This window comes from Chitinophaga varians, assembly GCF_012641275.1.
GTDB lineage: Bacteria > Bacteroidota > Bacteroidia > Chitinophagales > Chitinophagaceae > Chitinophaga > Chitinophaga varians_A.
In genome coordinates this window covers 263380-283491 of record NZ_JABAIA010000003.1, presented here as the reverse complement: position 1 = coordinate 283491, position 20112 = coordinate 263380, and the positions used below count along the sequence as shown (strand labels likewise).

The window sequence follows — 20112 nt, the reverse complement described above, 5'->3', positions numbered from 1 at the left end:
AGCACTACTTTCGCGGCAGAAGCTCACTCGGACCGAAGTAATTTTCGTAGCTGATAAAAGAAACGTTCTATCAACCGTAGGTCCTGTGTAACAATCTCCGCATTGCCTTTCAGTTCTTTATCGAAGGCAAGTGTTTTGTGGAAAGAGGTTTTCAGGCCATCCGGGAGAATCACGTTCACGTAGTAGTTACCATCTTTATCGGGGGTATTAGCGATGCTTTTTACCTTGCCCTGTACCGAGCCAAATTCCTGGTAAGGATAGTTGTCCAGCTTCAGCAGTACCTTCTGCCCTTCCTTCACTTTGCCGGAGTTGGTGGCTGGTACCTGCAGGCGGCCAATCAGCATATTTTTATCTTCCGGCATAACGGCAACGAGTATATCACCGGACTTTACAAACTGGTTTTTACCCAGGAACTGCTGAAAGCCTACCACGCCATCTACGGAAGAGGTGAACAGGTAGTTCTGCTCCCAGGATTTAACAGACCGCCGCAATTGTTCAAACAGCTGGGCGGTCTGTGAGCTCAGGTTGATCTGGTCTTTTTGCGCGCTGATAGCCACACCGCTTCTCGTTTTTTCTATACCCAGTATACTCTCCTGCAACTGGGAAATTGTAACATTAAGATTTTCAATATTTTGTTCTGCCTGCAGGAATTTGATTTTCTCCTGGCCCATCTCCGCCGCAGACACCACTTTTTCCTTAAACAGTTCCTGGTACCTGTCGAACTCCCGTTTGGAGACTTCATACTTTTTTTGCTCCAGCTCTTTTTGCTGTTGCAGAGTACGGATGCGGTTACGTGACTCCGTGAGGCCCCTTTCCGCCGCAGCGAAGTCCGGAGAATAGGGCTGCAAGCGGGCATACAGCTGTTCATCCGTGAGTGCTTTGGCAAAAGCATTATAGTCAGCCTGTACCTCCCCGAGCTTAAACCGCGCTACTTCCGCCAGGGGAAAATGCGGCAATGCCTTACAATCCAGCGAATCCATGATATTACGCAGACGGATCACGTCCCGGTAGTCAGCGGTGGACTGCAGCACCAGCAAGAGCTGGTTCTTCTTTACTTTTTGGTGGTCTTCCACAAATATTTCTTCCACCTTGCTATTGGTGCGCGCTTCGAGCTTCTCCGGCGGATTGCTGGAAGAGATGATCACCTTGGAAGGCACAAACTCGGGGTATTTGATCACATAGCTCATCAGTAAAATGAGCAACAGGATTACCATAATAACGGTGTTGCCCCAGCGTATCATCCAGTGCGGAGGCAGCGTCAGAATGTCCTGCACTCCTTCCGAATGCAGTTGCACGGTGTCCAGTATGTCTTTTTTAGTTTCCAAGTTCCAATTGATTTTTTACCAGCCTGTAATATTCTTTTTTGAGCGACACCAGTTCGTCGTGACTACCTTCTTCTACTACCCTTCCTTTATCCAGTACGATGATTTTATCCGCATTTTTCACGGTTGACAAGCGGTGAGCGATGATCACCGCGGTTTTCCCTTTGAGAAACTGTTCCAGATTGCCCATGATAGCCTTTTCCGTATTGGCATCCAGCGCACTGGTAGCTTCATCGAAGAAGATGTACTCCGGCGCTTTATAGACAGCCCGGGCAATAAAGAGGCGTTGTTTCTGGCCACCGCTGATACCGATACCTTCGTTGCCGATCTTTGAATTGTAATTCAAGGGCAGGCTTTCAATAAAATCCCTGATGCACGCCACCTCAACTGCTTTGCGCAACTGTGGCCGGTCAATATCATCAATGCCGACGGCTATATTTTTAGCGATGGTATCATTGAACACATAGCCTTCCTGCATCACCACGCCGCATTGATCACGCCAGTAGCGCGGCGAAACATGTTTCAGGGGCGCATGGCCAATCTTTATTTCTCCCTCCACCGGATCATAAAACTTCATGAGCAACTTCAGCAGCGTAGTTTTACCACTACCGCTGGCGCCGACAATGGCCGTGGTTTTACGATGCGGGATACGCAGGCTCAGGTTTTCAAATACAGGAGAACCAGCGCCTACATAACGGAAAGAAACATTATCCAATACAATATCCTGTTCTGGTATATCCATCACCGTTTGTATATCGCTACGTTCTTCGTCTTCCTTTTCGTGGATCTCGCTCAACCTTTCCAGGGATATCTTAGCGTCCTGTACCTGCTTTACGAAATCCATCAGCTGCACCAGCGGGCCATTCAGTTGGCCGATGATATACTGTACCGCCAGCATCATACCCAGTGTCAGGTTACCGTCGAGTACCAGTTTGGCTGCCAGGAAACTGACAAAGATGTCTTTCATCTGGTTGATGAAATTGGAACCAACGGTTTGCCATTGCTCCAGGGACAGGGAACTGATATGGATCTTAAACAGTTTTACCTGCATAAACTCCCAGCCCCAGCGCATCTGTCTTTCAGCATTGTATATCTTGATTTCCTGCATCCCATTCACCAGTTCCATCACCTTGCTTTGTTCCTCCGATACCTGAGAGAAACGTTTATAGTCCAGGTCTCTTCTTTTTTTAAGGAAAAAAGAGATCCATGCAATAGACAATACCCCGCCCAGCAAATAGATCAGAAAGAGCCGGTAATCATACAACAGCAATACAATACTGAAGATCACCAGGTTCACCATGGAGAAAAGCGTATTCAGTGACGAATTGGTCATCAGCTGTTCTATGCGCTGGTGGTCATTGATACGCTGCATGATGTCCCCCGTCATGCGGGTATCAAAATAACTGATGGGTAATTTCATCAGCTTAATAAAAAAGTTCGATACAATGGAGATATTGATCCTGCTGGACAGATGTAACAAGATCCAGCTGCGTATCACTTCTATCCCGGTCCTTCCCACAAACAACATCACCTGTGCCAGTAGCACCAGGTAGATGAAATTCAGGTCATGGTTCTGTATGCCGATATCTACAATACTCTGGGTGAGAAAAGGGAAGATCAGTGACAGCACGCTACCGGCCAGCAGGCCGAGGGTAAGCTGGGTAATCAGTTTTTTGTACCGGAAAAAATAGCTAAAGAGGAAAGAAATATCTTTCCTCTTAGCAGGTGTATCGGTTTCTGATTCATAAAATTCGGGCGTAGTTTCCAGCAGCAGGGCAATTCCTTCTTCATCATTTTCCTTTTTTCCCTTGCCCATCCAACCATCAATAAATTCCTGCTGGCTGTAGGTGATCAGCCCATAGGCCGGATCTGACACGTGAACGAGGGTACGTCCACCTGATTTTTTGATATTATAAACGACAACAAAATGTTGTTGTCCCCAGTGACAAATACAAGGCAGTGGCGCCTCTTCCACCAGCGTGGGAAAATCTATTTTCACCGCCAGTGACTTAAACCCCAATCCTTCTGCAGCCGCAGACAATCCCGCCAGAGAGCTGCCCTCCCGCGTTGTTTCCGCGAGGGTACGGATAGCCTGTATATCTGTCAGCCTGCCATAATGCTTGCTGATGATTTTGATACAGGTAGGGCCACAGTCCTTCCCGTCCGGCTGCTTATAAAAAGGAAATTTTTTCAGCTTCATATCATTTGATTATCTCTGCCATTCCATACCACTCGATAGCGGCTTGTTTCATCGGATGTTGCGCCCATTCTTCCCAGTTGTTGGTGTAGGGGTTGTACCCGCATTTCAGGGGTTTTGAATAGATGTCCTGTGGATTCTCTATATAAGCCCGGCAGTCCGTACATACATGCCGGAATTCACAGTCTTTACAAACAGCGATATCATCTTTACGGATATGACTGTAACGGTTAAACGTTTTATTGTCCAGCACAGCCTGCAGGGAGGTATCTGCCACATGGCCATAATTCTCCCGCATAGAAGGACAGTTTTTGATATATCCCTGCTGATCTATGCTCAGCTTACGATTCAGGCAGCTATTAAAACGCAGGCTTTCGGTGAATAGTTCCGTGTTCACCGTAAAGTGGTTGGCACGTATTTCGCCGCAGGCCATGCAGGAGTTGATTTCTCCGGTGAAATAGTATACCGGTACAGAATTCGAGAATATTTTTTCAAGCTTTTCCTCCGGTGAACTATGTAGCAACAGGGATTTTACCCGTTGATTTTTTTTCACCAGTTCGTCCAGTGTGGCTATATTCAGGCTTTTCTCGTAGGGCAGTACCAGTTTGATATGTCGCAACGTAGAATCGCTGAACAATGCCAGTAATTCCCTGAGTTCAGGCAGCGCCACCGGCTGATAAAACCTGATCTCCAGCCCTTCCAGGTGCTGGTCCAGCAGTTGCCGGAAAAACGGTCCGGTATAGTCGATGGTTTCCTGGTATTCAATAACAACATTGGTAATATCCGCAAAGCGGTCCCAGGTGAGCTGCATTGCGGTAAGCTCCGGCAGGATATGGTCATCGATGAACCCCAGCTCCCGGCTGACGAAAAAGTCCACATAACCGGTGATAGCTTCCCGGTTATCTTCCCCATAATGTGCGATACATTCGTCGATGGAATATTGTTGCAGGAACAACAATACTTCGGCAGTATCATTCGGCAGGTGATAGAACCGGCGCATTTGCAGATCGCAGAGCAGCGACATATTGGCGCCCTTTACCAGTTGACAGTTTGCGTATATATTTAGATATTCCATAACAGAAAATCAGAATTTGGAGATCGGTTTATAGAAATTATACAGTTCGAATCCTTCCGCGTTAACCCTCGAGGCTTTCTCAAACTTCGTGATGGGCAGGGAGGCAACGGATTCACTCTGCTTCAGAAAATACAGTGGCAGGGGCAGTATTTTCTTTGTTTTCAGGTTGCTGATGTATTTCTTTTTCATGGAGAACAGATTGATGAAGTAACCGTGCGAATTTTTTTTCCAGGTAGTAGTTGCAGGGATGGGACACCATGCCGAACTGACCTTCCGGGTTGATTTCGAGGAAATGATAGTTCCCCTGCATGTCCACCATCAGGTCGATGGACCCTGTGCGGAAGCGCAGTATTTTCATGAGCTGGTCCAGTTTATGTTCCAGGTCAGCGGGTAATTTATAGGGTACGGTCCTGTTGGGCCGATGGTTATCATAATTCCGGAAATCATCTGTTGTTTTCCGGTTGTTTTGCGAGAAGATGGCCATGGAATAACATACACCATCCAGGTAAAAGGTCCTGATCTCAAATTTTTTGACAATCCTTTCCTGTACCAGGGAGGGGAAAAATGTTTCCGGTACTGCTCCCAGGCTCTTTTGATCGATGGTGCTGGTCAGCATTTTGTAAGCCCTGTGCTCGGTATCCTCCAGTAAAATACATTCACTGAGGGGTTTTACGATCAATGCGGGGTATTGTTCCAGCAAAGCCATAATTTTTGTTTTGGTAGTCACCACTTCCGTAAAAGGCGTGGGGATGTTTAACCGGCGGGCCAATTGTAACACCTGGAGTTTATTCAGGTTTTTCTCTGACAGGGGATCGTTCAGCCATTTTTGGGTGTCGATGGAATGAAACAGAAAAGAATGCAGGCCGTTGAATTCATCTACCAGAAAACGTTTCAGGGTGTACTGGCTGTTAAAGTCCGGTTGCTTCAGGCTGAACTCAGCGGGAAAGTGAGCGATTTTCCTGCGGTACCAAACCACGGCAGTTTCTGTATTATCCGGCAGATCATTAAGCTGTTGAAACCGGAAGAAGTCTTCACCATTCAACCGCCGGTAAGGTATTTTCAGATAGTCCATCCATTGGCAAACCTGGTCTGTAGTACTTTCCAGGTAGGACTGACTTAATATGAGTATCTTTTTAGACATGACCGGATATTGATTTTTGTGGGGAAGAACTGCCAGCTGTTGCTGGCAGTTCCCTGATTTCCTTCATCATGATGCGGAAGGAGAAATGATTAGTTATCTTGTTTGTGATCGCAGAAGTACTGATCACCTCTCTGGGTGGCAGAGTGAGTGGTAACACCGCCGTCCATTTCCATGCTGGCCAGTGCCATCAGGCCACCTTTAATTACTTCCGGGGCTTCAACTTTTTTTGCACTCAGTTTGGATAATTTCTTTTTCATATTGTTTTTAATTTATTAGGTTAACTACTTTTTTTGGGGTGTACTTAGTCCGCTTTGGTATCAGTAACATAATGTCTGCCATTCCAGGAAGCGCTGTTGCTGGTGGTTTTGTCGCCGTCTTCCAGGCATTGCAGCTGCATTAAGCCGCCTTTCAGTGTTTCAGGAGATGTTACCTCTTTTGGGACCAGTTTTTCTAACTTTTTCATGTGTTGCAATATTGAATGAATGAATAAATGAAGGTTGATTAGTTGTCTTGTTTGTGATCGCAGAAGTATTGATCACCTCTTTGGGTAGCAGAGTGGGTAGTAACACCACCATCCATTTCCATGCTGGCCAGCGCCATCAGGCCGCCTTTAACCGCTTCGGAGTTCTCTACTTTTTTTGCATTCAGTTTTGACAGTTTCTTGTCCATGGTTTTTAATTTAAAGGTTAAACGTTTCCTTCCAGGTGATAATTAACAATCTGTTTTGTGATCGCAGGAGAACTGATCCCCTCTCTGGGTGCAAAAGGCGGTGGTGAAGTAACAGTCGCCGCCTGAAGTATCGGAGACCATTTGTAACAAGCCACCTTTAATGGCTGCAGGTGTTTCCACCTTTTTTGCATTCAGTTTTGACAATTTCTTTTTCATCGTTTTTCCAATTTAACAGGTTGACATTTTTCCGGGGGCACGATTAATTTCCGGGGTCCTGGTTTACGTCAGTAACATAGTGTCTGCCATTCCAGCTCGCGGTGTTGTAAGTAGTTTTGTCACCACCGTCGGTGAAAGCTTCCAACTGCATTAATCTGCCACCTTTCAGGGTTTCAGGGGATGTTACCGCTTTGGCAACCAGTTTTTGTAACTTTTTCATGTGATGTAGTTTTTAATGATGATGTAAAAGTAGCCGAAGGAATTACATCGTTGGAGCGGGATGAATATTTGAGTGGGGGCAGTCGATATTTGCGGTGTTCGGGGGAATATTTGCGGCGCCGTTTCAGGATAGGAGAAGGGGTAATCAATTGGCTGAAGCAGGATTTTTATCTCATTGTCATTCTTCATACCTTATTAAAAACTGATTAACCTGTATAAAGTACAGGAAAGAAATCGGGGTTATATAAAAGGATCTCGACTAAACGCCTAAAAAACAAAACCCCGCGACTAACGCGAGGTTTAAAAGTTGTCTGTGATCTCTATGGTACAAAACTCGAACTTATTTGTATTTCGAGCAAATGCCTATTTACTTAACAATAGGCATTTGCCTGGGTGCGTAGGCAAAGCTATCAGGCAGAAAAATTTTTCCAAACCGGGTAAAATGATTATTTTTCGTAACCGATAGGTTACATATTATTTGAATCACTGCACATGAGTGGTGGAGGAAATTTTAATATATAGCATAGAAAACTACAAATCATAGTTATACGACGCTATTTCGCTGTACCAGCAGCACGGCAAGCCAAAAAAATATTTTTCATGAACCGACAACTATTTGTCTCGAAAAACAAAAGATAGATATGAAACTTTCTTCTAAAGCAGAGAATATCCTGGCTCAAATTAATAATAAAACCAAGCTGGGAGACTTACGGAAGATTGCAAAGGAAATCCAAAAGGATCACGAACTGGCTATGGAACTATGGTCTACCAAAAGGTTTTTGCTCAGGCAATTGGCTATCTTGATTATGGATAATAAGCTTCTTTCCCAGGATTTGATTAATACGCTTGATAAGGATGCACAGACTCATTCATTGGATGAGAGAAATCAGCTAACGGATTGGCTAATGGCTAATCAGCTTACTAAGGACAAAAAGACAATTACACTGATTCAATCTTGGGAAGATAGTCCTTCTACCCTTCAGAGACGTATATTCTGGTATTATCAAGGTCGCTTACGCTGGATGGGACAAACTCCTCCTCCAAACAATGAAGAGTTATTATCTAAAATTGAAAACCAGATTGAAAAAGAAGAACCAGAAGTTCAGTGGGCAATGAATTTTGTTGCAGGGTGGATTGGGGTTTATGACAAAAAGTACCGAAATCGTTGTGTTGCACTTGGAGAAAAAACAGGTCTTTACAAAGGTAAGAAGGTATCAAAAGGGTGTACTCCGGAATATTTACCCGAGTTCATTACCATTGAAAGCAACAAACGAAATTTATAAGCTAAGAAGTTCAAATTCTATTTCCCATATATAGAATTCCCGAGAAGTGTAAAAAAACTGTGTCAGCGTTTAATTTAGAATCACAATTTCAGTCGATTCCCAAAATAATTGACAGCTGAGACACAGTCAGACTCCGGTTCTCTTCCCCAGACAACTGTCCCCTCATAGGCAGCGATGGCAGTGCGTGCATCTGCGAACTCACTGCTGAGCAGGCATTCCGCCAGCTCCAGGGCATCCAGAAATCGGGGTTTTATAAAAGGAACTCGACTAAACGCTCAACTAAAAAACAAAACCCCGCGCAAAGCGCGAGGTTTTATAAGTTGCTTGTGAACCCTATGGTACAAAACCCGAACTTATTTGTGTTTGATTTACGAAAATTAGCAGAAATTATCTGATGAACGTCAAAATAACATCACTCAACATTCTTTCATTAACATTCTGCGCAATTAGAAATATTTTTATCTATAATTGTAAAGGCCGCCAGTTCTAACTGGTGACCTTTACTTTATAGCGGCTGATCCGGCCAGAAATCTTTGGGTGAACATAGCCGATTGTTCTGCCATACATTCTTTTGACATGGAAAATCACAAACCCCTGAAACCGCGCATGGGGAGATTGAAACACAGCACCCCGGTTATCCGGGCACTCAGGACACCTATTATGTTGGCACCATCAAAGGTGTTGGTCGAATTTACCAACAGACATTCATTGACACATATTCAAAAGTGGCCTTTGCAAAGGTCTATGACCGTAAACACGCGCTCATAGCTGCAGAAAAGATCTATTCTACTCTGGAGCAGATACAGGATGATCCGGATATATGGATCAATGAGTATAATACCAACCGAACTCATACTGGTAAGTACTGCTTTGGCAGGACGCCACTACAGACTTTTGAAGAAACGTTACACTTGGCAAAAGAAAAGCAACTGGATGATCTACCTCCAGTTGCCTAAAAATTTATCCTACTGTCGGATCAAATCGGAGCTTTTACAGATTATCTGAAGGCTCGAGAATTGCATAAACGAAAATTCTCTCTATCAGATAATCTTTTGAGACATCCTCTTATAAATACTACATCATTCGAATTCCTCGTAACTTATCTTCTTCACCGGCACATTGCGGGAAATGTTAAGATCCGTATAATCCTTATGTGGGAAGAATATAGCCGTCATAACAGAGCGTCCTCCATCTGCAAATAGCTCCACTGATGAGACGTCTATCACCAATGTCAGGTCCAATACTGCGCTGTGTGTAAACCGCGGCACGGTGTATCTTGCGGCAAATCCGTTGTGAAAGGCCGTATCTCCCGATAGTCTTCTGTCGATGAAATATTCCCGTTTTTGATGATCGTAACCTATCACTGTTTGCTCGCCTACATCGTTGGAAAGTGTAACAGTAAACGATGCCGCCCTTGAAAGTGATAAAGCCAGTTTCCCTTTTGTAGCTTTGATATGATAGTTACCAGTGCTGGTTTTTACCTTATTAAATTCTCTCACGGGTTGAGAAGCCACCAGATATCCATCCGATGTTTTCACCAGCTTAAGTTCTCTCGCTATGGAGGTAGCACTGCGCCAATTTTGGGTAGGCACTACATTCGCATAATCCCAATTACTCATCCAGCCTAAGAATATTCTGCGGCCAGGGGTATTGGACCAGGTAACACCGGCATATTCATCCGGCCCATAGTCCAACCATTTTGTGCCAGTGTGATCCGCTTTAAAACTGTGCCCATCAAAAGATCCGGTGAAGTATTGCGTGCCGGAGCCACCATTCGGGCCTCCCGGGTTAATATTGACAATAAGGACCCATATCTCCCTACCGTTATCATTCAAAGGAAAAAGATCCGGGCATTCCCATACGCCGCCATGTGCGCCGAGGTCTTTTCCAAACTGGCTTTCTTCTTTCCAGTGTTTCAGATCAGGTGATGAATAGAAAGTGATACGATCTTTTGTGGCCAACGTCATGATCCACTTTTTCCCGGCCTCATACCACGATACCTTCGGATCGCGGAAATCGCGGATGCCAGGGTTTGATAACACCGGGTTCCCGTTGTATTTAGTCCAGGTTTTGCCCTCATCCAGGCTGTATGCGATACTTTGGTTCTGGAATTTATCGGAACCGGCAGCTTCCAGCCGGTGGTTATGATTGGTATAAATGGTCACCATCGCCTGTTTTCCGAATCCCGCGGTGTTGTTAAAATCTACGACAGCACTGCCTGAAAAAATAGTTCCCAGGGAATCAGGATACAAGGCAATAGGCAGTTCCTTCCAATGCACCAGGTCTTTACTGACCGCGTGGCCCCAGTGCATGGGCCCCCAGACGGTGCTATCCGGATTGTGCTGAAAAAACAAATGGTAGGTTCCATTAAGATATACCATACCGTTAGGATCATTCATCCACCCTTTTTTGGGAGAGAAATGAATTGCCGGGCGATGCATTTCCTGTGCCCAGGCTAATGCCGGCATTAGGTATGCCATTAATAAAAATCTTTTCCTCATGGTATGTTTAATTATTCATCTGATATACTTGCAGGTTTTTCAGCTGAACATTTCCGTTAGCTGCGTAAAAACCCCAATAGTTATTCGGCAGGGAATAGATCCGTGATGTCAGCGCTGCCTGATCATTGATATACATGGTACATACGGAGCCATCTATTATCAATTTCAGCTGGTATTCCTTGCCTGGTGTTATCATATAATTGATAGCCGCATTGGCGCGTGGCCAACCGGCATTCATATAAGTGCTGGTGATGTGGTCCGTTGCCTCATCAAAGCCTACCAGGTACCTGTTCCCCTGCTGAAATGACCTGTCCATTCCGAATGCCACGCCAAACTGTGCGCCAGCGGCTACGCCGGCGATAGTAGCGGTGATCATTCTCTTTCCACGTAGCTGGTTAAAAACAATATACGAAGGATTGGTGGTAGCATTAAACGAAATACCTTGCTGGTCCTGCTGCACGGTTGCATCCCTGAACACGGAATTCAGCTTAACCGGGCTGGTGAATTTTTTTTCTATCCCGGCAGGCGCCTTTATGTTCAACGTACCGTCGCTGTTTTGGGTCAACTGGTGCGATACCAGGTTGCCACCCCAGAGGCGGCTGCCATTATCATTGTTATCCGCGTTGCGGGGCGTCCAGCCAGCCAGGAAACGTTCCTTTTCATTGCCGGCTGTTTTGCCGGCGTAAAAATATTCCCCATCCAGTACATCGTTTGCAGGCCTTATCCACGGGCCGTTCATGGAGCGGCTGTAGCGGTAATGTACCATCGGGTGATCCCCATTTTCAGAAAACACCAGGTACCAGTAATCGCCTAACCGGAATACATCGGGGCATTCCATCATCACATAATTATCTGCATCGGCGGTGTAAAACAAGCCCTTATAGCTCCAGTTGTTGGCTGCGGGATCTGTGGTGGTGAATTTCGCAATCACCGCCTTGTTATCCAACCGGGAAGCCACCAGCATCAGATATTCGTTTGTTTCCCTGCTGTATATAACGGCCGGATCTCTAAAATTATACAGGTCGGAAAAACCTTCCGGTGAATAAATCGTATATCCGTAATGTTTAGTCCACGTCTTCAGGTCGGTACTGGTGGCATACATGATACATTCTCTCGATTTCCCGAAAGCCCAGTTCCCTTCATCAGAATAGGTATAATACATGTAATATTTATCCCCCGCTTTGATAACTGAGCCTGTTCCGATTTTCGTATCCGGCTGATCGGCTGCCCCGAAAGGCATTACCCGCCCATTGTACCGATAGCCGGAAAAATCATTTGTTTCAAATGTATGAATGGGATGGTATCCGTACCCAGTCCAATCCCCATCGTGCAAATAAAAAACATGATAAGTGCCGTTATCATAAAACGGCATTGGATCACCGACGAACCCGGAGGAAAAATAAGGCTGGCTGCCTGCGGGCTGCATCCACATGGCGGTAGGCAGCGGATACACCTGGTTGCTACTCATGGTATCCGGCGCCGGCGCCGCTGCCTGGTCACTTTTTTTACACGCAAATAACAGCAGCATTGCACACAGGCAGTAAAAATATCTATAAGTATAATTCATGTTCTTCTATTTAAGGATGCGTTACCGTGATATTGCTGAAAGTAGCATCGCTGTGATCCACGAAAATGCCCCAGGTGGTATTGGGCGCGCGGTAAATGCGATTCGTAAAGGCAACCTGGTCATTGATATACACCACTACCACCGAATGTTCCACAATGATCTGTACTTTATAGTTGGTGTTGGGTACAAGGGTAACCGGGATGTCGTTTACAGGAATACTGTCCACCAGGCTTCGGCGTTTGGTTTCAAATTTAAATTTATTCTGTGCGGGCACAAACCGCAGCTGGTACGTATTTTCATAGCCGTCGCAGGCGCCGATGAAGAAACCAAAATCTTTGGATGAACTGGCATATGAAACTGTTGTGGTAATCATATACTGATCCCTGTTAACGGGATCATACAATACATTGGCCACATCAAAATCTGCATTGCTCACCAGCCGGTAGGATTCTGTGCCAGCTACGGTGTTTGTAACATTGCCCCACTGGCTGTTTTTGGCAAATGCTTCTGGAGCGTTTTCCAGCCAGGCTTTCACCGTATGCGGGATGGCGGTGGCCAGGTCGCCGTTTGGCAGGGGATAGATCTTATGCGCCACCAGGTTGCCACCCCAGTCAGGCGTACCGCTATCAGTGTTACCTGACAGCGTATGACACCACGCGAAAATATAGGCGTCACCATAGCCATCGGGAACGGCTTTGGCCGCATAAAACGCGTTGCCGTCGATACGGTCAGGCCCCGTAGGCATTGTCCATGGCCCATTCAGGGAAGTACTCTTCCGGTAATGAATATATCGCTGGCTGGCGTTGCTGATGCTCTGGTCTGAAAACATCAGGTAATAATTGCTGCCGTATTTCAGGATCGACGGGCATTCCATGTTGAAATAGTTGTAACTGCCCCCATCGTAAAAAACGCCCTGGTAGGTCCAGTTCCTCAGATCAGTGGAAGTATATTTGGCAATCACCCCCCGCCAGGCGCCGTTATGATTTTTCCGCGCGGCAATCAGCATCATCCAGTTATTGTTCGCGTTGTCGCGGATTACAAACGGGTCGCGCCAGTTATCATTTTCATCATAACCGATTCCTGCCGGTGTGTTGATGGTAGCGAAACCGGTGTCTTTTACAAACCCCGCTACCGGGTTAGTGGAAGTAGCCAGCATCACCCCTTCCCGCTTTACGCCATTGGTGCAACCGGTGAGGTCCGGGTTATGGCCGGTATAAAAAGCATAATAGGTATTGCCGTTCTTAATCACACCACCGGCGCCAACTGAGTTATCCTGTGCGCAGGCGTCGGCGGACGAAGCAATAACAGAACCGGTTTCTGTGTAGTTATGAAAATCGGAAGTCACGAATCCAAACCAGGGATGCTTCTGCCCTGCGCCGCTCCAGATATTCTTCAGGAAATATAGTTTGTAATTACCGGCAACAGAATCGTAGTAAGGCGTTATATCCCCCACCCGCACATTATCGGAACACATGCGGTAGATGGAATAATTGATATACTCGGGTTGTGCCGTGCATTGAATGGCAGCACCAGTGCCAACAACGCCTAACGTCTTATTTTTTGAAACTGAAATAGTATCATAAGAAAGTTTGCTACAGGCGCCCAATGCAGTAGTAATCATCAACGTAAAATGAAGGGGTAGCTTATTCATAACGAAGGATTTTGGTTTTAAGAATTTTATTTACTGAGGTATCGTAGCGCGTTTGCTGTCATTTTATATATGTTGGGGAGATAGCCGTTCACGGGCTGACTGGCTGCATTGCCGGGATCGGGTTCCGAATACCAGTCGTAACATCCGGAACCGATAACAATCGCTTTCCCATGTGCGGTAGTTCCGGGAAATTCAGCCATGGTTACTACGGTATTATGATCTCCATCCCATTCGGTACTGCCCAGGTCGATGCCCCCTGTTTGTACGCGCCAGTTGGCAATGCTGCCGTAACCGCCCCAGTCAGGGACGAACCACTGCGCAGTATGATTGAGCCGGTAAGTACCATTGGAAAGCGTATAGGCGGTAGCGTAAGGTTTATCCGCTGTTAAGGTGAGGCCTGCGAAGACAGGGTGGTTTTCATGCCCCTTGAAAGAAATGCCCCACGACCAGTTAGGCTCCATCCATTGTTTGCCGGCCGCATCGCCAAATGAATTATTGGGCGTCTTACCTGCTGGTATAATACCCAATGCTTCCACGTACCTGGCGCCATAGGAAGAAAGCAGGAAAGAACCGCCATTGGCATAATAGGTTTTTAATGCTGCCAGCACGCCCGCATCAAATGCAATACCCGGTAGGTCCTGCGTATTATCTTCATGCCACCAGATGGCAGAAAAAGCGCTTACATCCACGCTATGGTCCCTGATGCTGCTGAATGGCAGGAACTGCGCTTCCGGATTGTTACCGCTCAACCATGCCCAGGCTGCTTTTTCGTCAGGATTCACGAGGTCGCTGGCACTGGTGGCCGTGCTGAGGAATGCAACCCGGACCGGGGAAGTAATGGTTACCGTATAATCAATACTGACCTGGCCTTTGGTGATTTTGTAAATTACCGGGTTGGTAAAATCAATTAGTTGTCCTCCTGGCGGCGTTACTGTAGCACCGGTGGCCAGGTTTATTTCCGGCGTGAGCGCGCTCAAGTCTGTACCGGATGGCAGCATGGCTTTAATAGTGCGTGCATTGTTATCTATCTCTGCCTGCACACCTTTTACAACAAATGACTGAATCACCTTTTCTTCAATGGCATTGGCAGTGTAATCCTTATAAATATTACCGTTGATCACCCGGAAGCGCACGGCAGTTTTCATATTCACCACCGTTCCGGAAGCGGGTGTTACAGTAGCTCCGGGTGCCACGGCAATAGCGGGTGCCACTTTGGTAAAATCGGTACCGAAGGGCAATGTAACGTCTACGGTACCTTTTACTGTATCAACGACACCAGCGGCGCCGCCGACGGCAAATAATGTAATGGCCACATTCCCCGAAAGGTCCAGCGCCATACCGGCATCGTTCCGTTCGCAGGAAAATAACAGGCACGCAGCTATCAAACAAGACAGATATCTTTTCATAACGTAACTGGTTGTCGGTTTACTTAATAGTTTGGATTTTGTTGATATACACCGCGACTAAAATTGAGTTGGTTCTGTGGAATAGGGAGATACTCGTGTTTATTTTTGGTGAAATTCCCACTGTTCAGGAAAGCATGCCTGGTTCTTTCCACGCTGAAATATTTGTTTAATGTTTCGGCGGCAATGCCCCAGCGTACCAGGTCGAAGAACCGTTGATTTTCCTGGCCCAGTTCCACGCGGCGTTCAAACCGCAATGCTTTCCGTGCCGTGGCCTGATCCCAGGTAACGTTTACACCCGGTACATACAAACCCACTTTGTAGTGTGCCTCGTAACTGCCATCGGCTTTTTTCAACCGTGCAGTACTGTTGGCAGCGCGTTGCCGCACCGCATTGATCAGTGGAAGCGCATCTCCCTGGCGGCCCAGCTCAATCAACGCCTCCGCTTTCATCAGCAATACTTCCGCAAACCGCATCAGGATTTTGTTTTTTGAATTGGGGAAAAAAGGAGGCCTGAATAAAAAGTATTCACCATCCGGCGATACATTTTCTTTCATGGAAGCATAGTATCCATATACCGCAGGGTTGCGGCTCCACGATTCTTTGTACACCCTGGCAGGTTCATATTTCCAGTTAAATTCGGGGATACCTACCGTATGGTTTAAGCGGGGGTCAATATTATCCTGGTAGGGGTTCACATTTACATCGTTAAATGCATCCAGCAATGGAAGTCCGTTTACATCTGTCTTAAATGCATTTACAAAATTCTGACTGGGCTTATGAAAATCGCAGCATCCCAATCCCTGCGGCACACTCAGCGCCTCGCCAATGTTGAGATGCCCTGCATCCGTACCATCGTTCTGTGAAAACTGGATGGCAAACATACTCTCTGGCCCGTTCTCGTAATTCCCCGGCAGAAAATTATTAGCGTAGTCATCTTCCAGGTGAAAAGAAGAATTGATGGCCTGGTTACAGGCATCTACCACCTGCTGCATTTTCTGCGGGTCCACTCCTGTTACATTGTAACGTTCATCCTGTTTAAAGCCCTGGTAAAGCCGGGTTTTAGCCAGAAAGGCATAGGCTGCCACTTTGGTGGCTCGGCCCTTCTCCGCCTGTATAGCGGGCAAATGATCGGCCGCGTATTGAAAATCGGCCGCAATCTTTTCCCAGAGGGCATCGCTGCTGAGCGCGGTGTTCGATATCTTGCCATAGTCATCCAGCGGCACATTTTCATCCAGGTAAGGGATCCTGTGGAACAGCACTTTCAGCATGAAATAATACATACCTCTCAAAAATCTTACTTCGCCTATACGTTGTTCTTTCAACGGGAATGCTGAATGATCGATTTTATTAAGATAGCCCAACGCCGTGTTAGCCCTGCCTACACCCAGGTAAATCCGGAACCACTGGCCATCGAAAGGCCAGAAGTCCGCGCGGGTATTGGCAAATGTTTCCATAAAATGAAACTCCTGTCCGTCGCCTTCATCGCGGCCGCCTTTATACGCATCATCCGCGCGCACATCACCGTATTCCCAAAGGCTGTAGGAAATGTTGATGTCGCCGCTTGTTAAGATGGCATATGCCGCCGTTACAAACTTGTCGGCATTTTCAGGGGTGGCTACCTGGTCAGGACTCAGCACTCCCTGCGGCACTATATTCAACTGCTTATTACAACTTATCATTAAGAAGCCTGCGAGCGCAAGGCCATATACTATTCGTTTCATGGTAATGAAATTGGTAATGAATTAAAAGGTGACATTCAGCCCTCCTGTAAACACGGCAGGATTGGGATATCCGAAACCAGGGTTTTCCGGATCAAGACCGGTAAAGGATTTGTTTTTGTGCAGCAGCCACACATTGTCGCCGCCGGCGTACACCCTTAATTTTTGAATATGAATACTGTTGAGTAATTGTTTGGAGAAACTATAACCCAGTTGGATATTTCTCAGCTTCAGATAATCTCCCTTCTCTACGAAATAAGTCGAGAACCTGGATTCGAAATTATTGTCTGTAGCAGACAATGCAGGTATAGAAGAATTGGGATGCTGCGGCGACCACGCGTCCAGCAGCCTGCTTCCCTTATTGGAACCGGTTTCCCGTACACTCCAGAAATCAGTATTATATTTTACGTCATTGATAACAGCGTTGCCTTGTACTCCCTGGAAGAAAGCAGAAAAATCAAAATTTTTCCATTGCACGGCCAGGTTCAATCCGTAGATAAAATCAGGATGCGGCGTTCCTATCCAGGTACGGTCCCTGTCGTCTATCATGCCATCGTTGTTGAGATCTTTATACCTGATCCGGCCCAAACCCTTGCCCAGCTGGTTAGCCGATTCATCTACCTCTTTCTGTGTTCTGAATAATCCGTCTGTCACATATCCGTAATAGGAATTAACCGCACGACCGAGAATGTTATCGTTCAGGCCATTCCCGCCATAGTTATTTACTACAGACTCCGGCAGTTTGGTAACCTTATTCCTGTATCCTGATATATTTCCGGACGCCTGGAATTCAACGGCGCCCACCTGGCCGTTGTAGGTAAGTGCAAACTCCCAGCCTTTGTTTTCCATGGAAGCGCCGTTTACCCATTGATTGCCCGCCTCGCCCAGCACCGCGATGTACGGCGGCAATACGAGTATATCGCTGGTATTTTTGGTGAAGTACTCAAAGCTTCCGGTTAACTTCTGTTCCCAAAAACCAAAGTCAACGCCGTAGTTGCTCATGGTAGTTGCTTCCCATTTGAGCAGATCATTACCACGCTGTGTAATATGATAGCCGGAGGGCAATGTACCGGTATTGGTCCCTCCCAGGTCATAGGAAGTACCGTTGTAATCCGTTAGATAAATGGAATACGCTCCCACATTGCTGATCTCCTGGTTGCCCGTTTGTCCCCAGCCATAACGCAATTTCAGATCGCTGATAAAAGCGGGAACGTTTTTCCGGAAGAATTCCTCCTGGCTCAAACGCCAGCCCAGTGAGAAAGCGGGGAATGTGCCGAACTGGTTGCTGGCGCCAAATCTGGAAGAGCCATCACGGCGAAGGGTAAACGAAGCCAAATACCTGGATGCATAGGTGTAGTTTACTTTACCGAAGTAAGATATCAGCGCGTTGATAGCGCCACCGCCGCCATTGTTCTTTTCCCCGGTCCCTGCGTCCAGGTAGGTATAGCTAGGATCTTCAATCGCGAAATTTTTCCTGCTGGCCCAGAACGATTCGTCGTTTTGCTTATAGAATTCAGTTCCCGCCACGGCATTCACCAGGTGTTTACCAAAGGTGCGATTGTAGTTCAGGGTATTGGTCCAGGTAACTCTTGAGCTATTGGAGTAATTCATCGTCAACTGGTTTTCATTTCCCACCAGGTAACCGGACTGGTACTTTTTCAGAAAATTATCAGCGAGGTAATTGCCATAGTCGACACCCGCGCTGGTGCGCAGGTTGAGGCCTTTGATAATGGAAAGGTCAGCGTATACATTTCCGAATATCCGCAGATATTTGTACCCGTTTTGCTGGTTATCCATCAGCAGCCTGACGGGGTTTTGGCGGTCGTTCATACCGCCCCAGGGGCCACCCCATCCTTTTCCATCTACGGTGTGTACCGGCACAATAGGCAGTGCCTGCAGCGAAAGGTTTAATACGCCCGGGTCCTGCACTTCTTTGGTCCTGTTGATGGTAAAGTTCTCGCCAATCTGCAGGCGCCCCTGGAGCATTTTGTAATTGGCATTCATGCGCGCGGAAAGGCGGTTAAAACCAGTGGTTTTGATCACGCCTTTATTATCAAAGTAACCGAGCGAGAACAGGTAGTTACCTTTTTCCGTTCCATTTGATACAGACAAATCATACGACTGCACGACTCCCGTTTGTGAAATAGCATCAAACCAGTTGGTGTTGGCCGTGCGCATGGTGCGTCTATCTCCATCAATAAACTCCGGCAGCAGGATCTTATCCAACACAGGAGTGCCGTTACCCTCCACATGCCATTGATAATTGTAACCAAGGTTATTGGCATTGGGGTCCCGGCCGGTGTTCACCGCGGCTTGCCAGTAGGCCTGCCCATAGCCTCCGGCATTCAGCATTTTCGGTTTGGTGGTATAGGTTTGTACTGCTGTATAGGCGTTCACGTTAACCATCATTCTTCCGCTACGGCCCTGTTTGGTGGTAATAATGATCACGCCATTGGCAGCCCTGGCGCCGTAGATGCTGGCAGCAGACGCATCTTTCAGCACCTGCATGGTTTCTATGTCGCTGGAGTTTAGTTCATGCAGACCGGACTTGGTGGGTACACCGTCAATAATATACAACGGATCGTTGTCGTTCAGCGTGCCCACACCCCGGATCCGCACCGTTACAGGCGCGCTGGGTGAACCACTGGATGTGATAAAAACGCCCGGCACCTGGCCCTGCAAGGCTTTGATGGGGCTTGCCACTGCCTGTTTCTTTAAATCGCCTACATTCACCACGCTTACCGCACCGGTGAGGTCCGCCTTGCGTTGCGTTTGATACCCGGTGATCACCACCTGGTTTAAATCAGCAATGTTGGCTGATAACTCCACCACCAGCTTCCCGGACGCTGGCACCGGTACTGTGATGGTGTTCATGCCCATACAGGAAATAGTAATGATTTCCTTTGCATCGGCTTTCAGTGAAAAGTGTCCGGTACTGTCCGAGATAACGACTTGTTTCTGTGAAATAATGGTGGCGCCCGTAACGGGAGTACGACTGCTCTTGTCGGTTACGGTACCTTCGACCTTTAATTGCTGTGCAAAGCCAGGACTGGCGATGCACAGAAGCATCATAGTCAGAAATTTTTTCATAGCGGTGGAACGTTTTACAATGAAATAGTTCTTAAATTATTCGTGGACGACGTATTC

The 20112-nt window shown here is 46.8% G+C and carries 16 protein-coding genes and 1 pseudogene; 2 read left to right on the top strand and 15 right to left on the bottom strand.

Going from position 1 to position 20112, the window contains the following annotated elements; genetic code table 11:
* Nucleotides 1-23: 23 nt before the first annotated feature.
* The 9 genes from HGH92_RS24745 to HGH92_RS24705 form a co-directional block, all read right to left on the bottom strand.
* Nucleotides 24-1325, bottom strand: a complete 1302-nt coding sequence (locus HGH92_RS24745) for an HlyD family secretion protein (protein ID WP_168873495.1) — start codon at nucleotides 1323-1325, stop codon at nucleotides 24-26.
* On the bottom strand, nucleotides 1315-3522 hold the full coding sequence (locus tag HGH92_RS24740; RefSeq protein WP_211092738.1) for a peptidase domain-containing ABC transporter: 2208 nt from the start codon (nucleotides 3520-3522) through the stop codon (nucleotides 1315-1317). Before HGH92_RS24740 ends, HGH92_RS24745 begins: the two co-directional genes overlap by 11 nt.
* Nucleotide 3523: 1 nt before the next feature.
* A complete protein-coding gene (gene gwsS, locus HGH92_RS24735) occupies nucleotides 3524-4594 on the bottom strand; it encodes a grasp-with-spasm system SPASM domain peptide maturase (protein ID WP_168873494.1) in 1071 nt (356 codons plus the stop codon).
* Between the two features lie 112 nt (nucleotides 4595-4706).
* A complete protein-coding gene (gwsG, locus tag HGH92_RS24730) occupies nucleotides 4707-5735 on the bottom strand; it encodes a grasp-with-spasm system ATP-grasp peptide maturase (protein WP_168873493.1) in 1029 nt (342 codons plus the stop codon).
* A gap of 89 nt (nucleotides 5736-5824) precedes the next feature.
* A complete protein-coding gene (locus tag HGH92_RS24725) occupies nucleotides 5825-5992 on the bottom strand; it encodes a hypothetical protein (RefSeq protein ID WP_168737798.1) in 168 nt (55 codons plus the stop codon).
* Nucleotides 5993-6036: 44 nt separating this feature from the next.
* Entirely contained in the window at nucleotides 6037-6198 is a 162-nt protein-coding gene (locus HGH92_RS24720; RefSeq protein ID WP_168873492.1) for a hypothetical protein, read from the bottom strand.
* A gap of 38 nt (nucleotides 6199-6236) precedes the next feature.
* On the bottom strand, nucleotides 6237-6404 hold the full coding sequence (locus HGH92_RS24715; RefSeq protein ID WP_159455959.1) for a hypothetical protein: 168 nt from the start codon (nucleotides 6402-6404) through the stop codon (nucleotides 6237-6239).
* A 42-nt stretch (nucleotides 6405-6446) separates the two neighbouring features.
* Complete coding sequence (locus tag HGH92_RS24710) at nucleotides 6447-6620, bottom strand: hypothetical protein (protein WP_168873491.1); 174 nt, start codon at nucleotides 6618-6620, stop codon at nucleotides 6447-6449.
* Between the two features lie 43 nt (nucleotides 6621-6663).
* Nucleotides 6664-6840, bottom strand: coding sequence for a hypothetical protein (locus HGH92_RS24705; RefSeq protein WP_168873490.1), 177 nt, complete (start codon nucleotides 6838-6840; stop codon nucleotides 6664-6666).
* Nucleotides 6841-7480: 640 nt separating this feature from the next.
* Here HGH92_RS24705 and HGH92_RS24700 point away from each other — a divergent pair.
* Entirely contained in the window at nucleotides 7481-8122 is a 642-nt protein-coding gene (locus HGH92_RS24700) for a DNA alkylation repair protein (RefSeq protein ID WP_168873489.1), read from the top strand.
* 602 nt (nucleotides 8123-8724) lie between these two features.
* A pseudogene (locus tag HGH92_RS33930) lies at nucleotides 8725-9078 on the top strand (hypothetical protein); the annotation flags it as partial.
* A gap of 123 nt (nucleotides 9079-9201) precedes the next feature.
* Here HGH92_RS33930 and HGH92_RS24695 read toward each other — a convergent pair.
* From HGH92_RS24695 to HGH92_RS24670, 6 genes are read right to left on the bottom strand one after another with little or no spacing between them, the layout of a single operon-like run.
* Entirely contained in the window at nucleotides 9202-10602 is a 1401-nt protein-coding gene (locus HGH92_RS24695) for a glycoside hydrolase family 32 protein (protein WP_247655047.1), read from the bottom strand.
* A gap of 28 nt (nucleotides 10603-10630) precedes the next feature.
* Entirely contained in the window at nucleotides 10631-12190 is a 1560-nt protein-coding gene (locus tag HGH92_RS24690; protein WP_168873487.1) for a glycoside hydrolase family 32 protein, read from the bottom strand.
* A gap of 10 nt (nucleotides 12191-12200) precedes the next feature.
* The gene (locus HGH92_RS24685) at nucleotides 12201-13841 is read right to left on the bottom strand and encodes a glycoside hydrolase family 32 protein (RefSeq protein ID WP_168873486.1); all 1641 of its coding nucleotides are present in this window, start codon (nucleotides 13839-13841) and stop codon (nucleotides 12201-12203) included.
* Nucleotides 13842-13867: 26 nt separating this feature from the next.
* Nucleotides 13868-15247 carry a DUF4960 domain-containing protein gene (locus HGH92_RS24680; RefSeq protein ID WP_168873485.1) on the bottom strand — a complete coding sequence of 460 codons (1380 nt, stop codon included), beginning with the start codon at nucleotides 15245-15247 and terminating at the stop codon, nucleotides 13868-13870.
* Between the two features lie 23 nt (nucleotides 15248-15270).
* Nucleotides 15271-16968 carry a RagB/SusD family nutrient uptake outer membrane protein gene (locus tag HGH92_RS24675; RefSeq protein WP_168873484.1) on the bottom strand — a complete coding sequence of 566 codons (1698 nt, stop codon included), beginning with the start codon at nucleotides 16966-16968 and terminating at the stop codon, nucleotides 15271-15273.
* A 21-nt stretch (nucleotides 16969-16989) separates the two neighbouring features.
* Nucleotides 16990-20055: a SusC/RagA family TonB-linked outer membrane protein gene (locus tag HGH92_RS24670; protein WP_168873483.1), complete on the bottom strand. Its 3066-nt coding sequence runs from the start codon at nucleotides 20053-20055 to the stop codon at nucleotides 16990-16992.
* Nucleotides 20056-20112: the final 57 nt, after the last annotated feature.